Below are 4,868 nucleotides of genomic sequence, written 5' to 3' on the forward strand. Positions count from 1 at the left end.
ACCCCGGCAGCCAGACGACCCTCCCCACCCACAACCCGCTCGTCCAACGCCAACAGCGACAGCACACCCGCCACTTCACCCACACCGGCCAACCGATCGGCCAGACCCGCACGGTCGACGGTGACGGCGTCGACCTCCAGCACGGTGGTTCCGGCACCTGCGGTCTGCAACCCGTCGAGCACGAGGGGCAGCCATGCGTTCACGGCGTCGGTCTCCGGCACGACGACCAGCCAGGTACCGCCGTTCAGCAACGCGCCCGTACGGTCGGACAGCGGGCGCCAGACGGTGCGGTAGCGCCACGACTCCGTCGCGGAGCTCTCGTTACGGCGCCTGCGGTAGTTCGCGAGCGCGGGCAGGAAGGTGTCCAGCGCACCCCGGGCGTCGGAGCCGAGGTCCAGGATGCGGGCCAGCCCCTCCCGGTCGTCGCCCTGGACCACCTGCCAGAAGTCTTCGTCCACCGGGTCGGTCGGAGCGGTGTCGTCACGCAGCGGCGCCTCCAGCCAGTAGCGCTGGTGTTGGAAGGCGTAGGTCGGCAGGTCGACGCGGCGGGCGCCGGTGCCTTCGAAGAGGGTGGGCCAGGTGACCGGGGCGCCGTGGACGAACGCCTGCGCCAACGAGGCTATGAGCCGTGCCGTGCCGCCCTCGCCCCGGCGCAGGGTGCCGACCGCGACCGCCGTGGTGTCGGGGCCGGCCTCACCGATGACCTCCTCGATCGCCGGGACCAGCACCGGGTGGGGGCTGGCCTCCACGAACAGGCCATGGCCCAGTGCGAGGAGCCCTTCCACACCTGCGCGGAACTCCACCGTCCGACGCAGGTTGGTGTACCAGTAGCCGGCGTCGAGTGCGGAAGTGTCGAGGAAGTCGCCCGTCACGGTCGACCAGAAGGGGACGGTGCCGGAGACCGGGGTGATCCCGGCCAGGTCACGTGCCAAACCCTCTTCCAGGCCCTCGACCATGTGCGAGTGCGAGGCGTAGTCCACCGGGATCCGCCGAACCCGCACCCCACGACCCTCGCACCAGGTGGTAAAGGCCTCCAGCGGCTCGGCGGGGCCGGACACCACCGTCGAAGCGATCCCGTTGACGGCGGCCACCGAGACCTGTCCGCCGGCCCACTCCTCCAACAGCGCGCGTACACCCTCGGCGCCCACGGCCACCGACACCATGCCGCCCGAACCCGCCAGGTCCCGTCCGATCGCCCGTGAACGCAGCACGACCACCCGAGCGCCGTCCTCCAGCGACAGACCACCCGCGACGACCGCGGCGGCGATCTCACCCTGCGAATGACCCAGCACCGCCGCCGGCTGGACCCCGAACGAACGCCACACCTCCGCCAGGGACACCATCACCGCCCACAGCACCGGCTGAACCACATCCACCCGGCCCAGCCACGCCTCGTCGTCCGAGCGCACGATCGCGGTCAGCGACCAGTCCACCAGTCCGCCCAGCGCCCGCTCGCACTCCGCCATCCGCGACGCGAACACCGCCGAGGAGTCCAGCAGTTCACCCGCCATCCCCAACCACTGCGAACCCTGACCCGGGAACACGAACACCACACCGCCGGCAGCACCCGCGCCGGCAATCAGGCCACCGGCGTGCGGCTCACCCGAAGCCACCGACCCCAGACCGGCCAGCAGCTCCTCACGGTCCCCGGCCACCACCACCGCCCGGTGCCCGAACACCGAACGCGAGGTCGCCAGCGAGAACGCCGCATCCAGAACACTCAGCCCCGGATCCGTGCCGAACCGCTCCAGCAGTGCAGCGGCCTGCGCCCGCACCGCCGCCTCGGACTTGCCCGACACCACCAGCGGCACCACCGGGAGTTCGACGGCCTCTTCGACCGCCACCTCGACCGGCGCCTCCGCCTGCTCCAGGATCACGTGCGCGTTCGTCCCGCTCACACCGAACGACGACACACCCGCACGCCGCACCCGACCCGTCTCCGGCCAGGCCTGACTGTCGGTCAGCAACTCCACCGTCCCCGCCGCCCAGTCGACCTCCTTCGACGGCTCGTCCACGTGCAGCGTCCGCGGGAGCACACCCTCCCGCATCGCCATCACCATCTTGATCACACCACCCACACCGGCGGCCGCCTGGGTGTGACCGATGTTCGACTTCAACGACCCCAGCCACAGGGGGCGTTCGGCGTCCCGGCCCTGGCCGTAGGTCGCCAGCAGCGCCTGCGCCTCGATGGGGTCACCCAGCCGGGTACCGGTCCCGTGCCCTTCCACGACATCGATCTCGGCGGTCGACAGCCCGGCATTGGCGAGGGCCTGGCGGATCACCCGCTGCTGCGACGGACCGTTCGGCACCGTCAGTCCACTGCTGGCGCCGTCCTGGTTCACCGCCGAACCCCGCACCACGGCAAGCACCTTGTGCCCGTTCGCCACCGCGTCCGACAGCCGCTCCACCAGCAGCAGCCCGACACCCTCACCCCACCCCATGCCGTCCGCCGCATCCGCGAACGCCTTGCACCGACCGTCCGACGCAAGACCGCGCTGACGCGAGAACTCCACGAACGCACCCGGGGTGGACATCACCGTCACACCGCCCGCCAGCGCGAGCTTGCACTCGCCCGACCGCAGCGCCTGAACCGCCAGGTGCAGCGCCACCAGCGACGACGAACACGCCGTGTCCACCGTCACCGCCGGCCCCTCCAGACCGAACACGTACGACAGGCGGCCGGAGACGACACTCGTCAGGCTGCCGGTCAGCAGGTAGTCACCCGCCCCGTCCGAGGCCTTTCCCGCCTCGGCCCCGTACTCGTTGTAGGAAGCCCCGACGAAGACGCCGGTCTCGCTGCCCTTGTAGGCGTGCGGATCGAGTCCGGCCCGCTCGAACAGCTCCCACGACGCCTCCAGCAGCAGCCGCTGCTGCGGGTCCATCGCCAGCGCCTCACGCGGCGAGATCCCGAAGAAGTCCGCGTCGAACTCGGCCGCGCCGTGGAGGAATCCGCCCTCACGGGCGTTCGACTTCCCACGGGCTTCGGGGTCGGGGTCGTACAGGCCGTCGACGTCCCAGCCCCGGTCGGTGGGAAATCCGGAAACGCCGTCCGCACCATCGGCGACGAGCCGCCACAGGTCCTCGGGCGAGCTGACTCCCCCGGGGAACCGGCAGCTCATCCCCACGATGGCTATCGGCTCCCGCGAGCTCTCCTCCAGCTCACGAACGCGCTCACGGGCATCATCGAGATCGACCATGACCCGCTTCAGGAAATAACGAAGCTTCTCTTCGGCAGCCATCGGGTTAAGTCCGTTCCAATCAGACGAGGAAACAATGAAGGGGAGGCAGGAAGTGAGCTACGAGATCCCGAAACGCTTTCCGATGATGTCGAAGATCTCGTCATCGGACGCCTCGTCGAGCTGGTCGGCGGCCAGGTTGCCGGACTCCGCACTCCGGGCCTTCTTCACCTTCGCCAGCAAGCTCTCCAGACGCTCCTCGATGTCCGAGGTCGCCAGTTCCTCCACGGCCATTCCGGAGAGCACGACCTCGATGCGGTCGATCTCCGACCGGACCAGTTCCTCACCGGCCGGCTCGTCCGGCGCGAGCCGGACCCGCAGGAACTCGGCGAGGTCCTCCGTGGTCGGGTAGTCGAAGACCGCGGTGGCCGGCAACGACACCCCCGTGGCCTTCTGCAGCCGGTTCCGCAGCTCGACCGCGGTCAGCGAGTCGAATCCGAGCTCGGTGAACCCGCGCTCCGGGTCGACGGCCGCACCGGATCCGTGACCGAGCACCGTCGCCACCTCCTGGCGCACCAGCTCGACCACGATCCGCCTGCGGTCGGCGCCGGACGCACGGCCCACCCGCTCCAGCAGACCGCGCACGGCCTCGTCCTCACGGTCACCCGCGCCGTCCGCAGCGGTCCGCAGCGCACGGGCCGCCTCCGGGATCCGGCTGATCAGGCTGCTGGGACGCACCGACGTGAACGCGGCGGCGAAGCTCTGCCAGTCCACGTCGGAGACGGTCACGCACGGCTCCTCCTCGCCGACGGCCCGCACCAGCGCCGCCACGGCGTTGTCCGGCGCCATCTCGATCAGGCCCCGGCGGCGCAGGTGCTCCGCCACCTCGGCGTCCGCGCCCATGCCTTCCCCGCGCCAGACGCCCCAGGCGACCGAGGTCGCCGCCAGGCCGCGCTGGTGACGGCTCTCCGCCAGCGCGTCGAGGTACGCGTTCGCGGCCGCGTACGCTCCCTGCCCGCCGCTGCCCCAGACACCGGCGTTGGAGGAGAACAGCACGAAGGCGTCGAGCGGACGGTCGCCGAGGAGTTCGTCCAGGTGGGCGGCGCCGGCTGCCTTTCCGCTCAGCATCTGCTGCAGGTCGGCGGGCTCACTGTCCGCGACACTGCCGAAGGTGCTCACACCCGCGGTGTGGACGACGGCGGTGAGCGGGTGCTCGGCGGGGATGCCGTCGAGCAGCGCGGACAGCGCGTCGCGGTCGGCGATGTCGCAGGCCGCGACCGTCACCTTCGCACCCAGTGCCGTCAGCTCGCCGACCAGTTCGTCCGCCCCCGGCGCCAGCGAACCACGCCGGCTGACCAGCAGCAGGTGTTCGGCTCCCTGGCCCGCCAGCCAGCGGGCCACATGGCCGCCCAGCGCACCCGTACCGCCGGTGACGAGCACCGTGCCCGAGGGCCGCCACTCCCGCGCCGGTGCCGCCTCGCCGGCCACCGCACGCGCCAGCCGTCGCCCGAACACCCCCGAACCGCGCACCGCGACCTGGTCCTCGACCACGGCCGCGCTACCGGAAGCGACATCGGTACCGGCGGCCAGGACACCCACCAGGCGCCGGACCGCAGCCGGGTCCACCACCGCCGGCAGATCCACCAGACCACCCCAACGCTCAGGATGCTCCAGCGCCACCACCCGACCCAG

Annotated in this window: 2 protein-coding genes; both read right to left on the minus strand. The window is 71.4% G+C overall.

Annotated elements, in window-relative coordinates; translation table 11 throughout:
• The coding region (locus ACWDRR_RS44085; RefSeq protein WP_449777984.1) for a type I polyketide synthase at positions 1-3,239 on the minus strand (3,239 nt) is incomplete at its 3' end.
• Positions 3,240-3,296: 57 nt separating this feature from the next.
• Positions 3,297-4,868: beta-ketoacyl reductase (locus ACWDRR_RS44090; RefSeq protein WP_449777985.1), on the minus strand; the 1,572-nt coding region annotated here is incomplete at its 5' end.

This window comes from Kitasatospora sp. NPDC003701 (assembly GCF_053587085.1).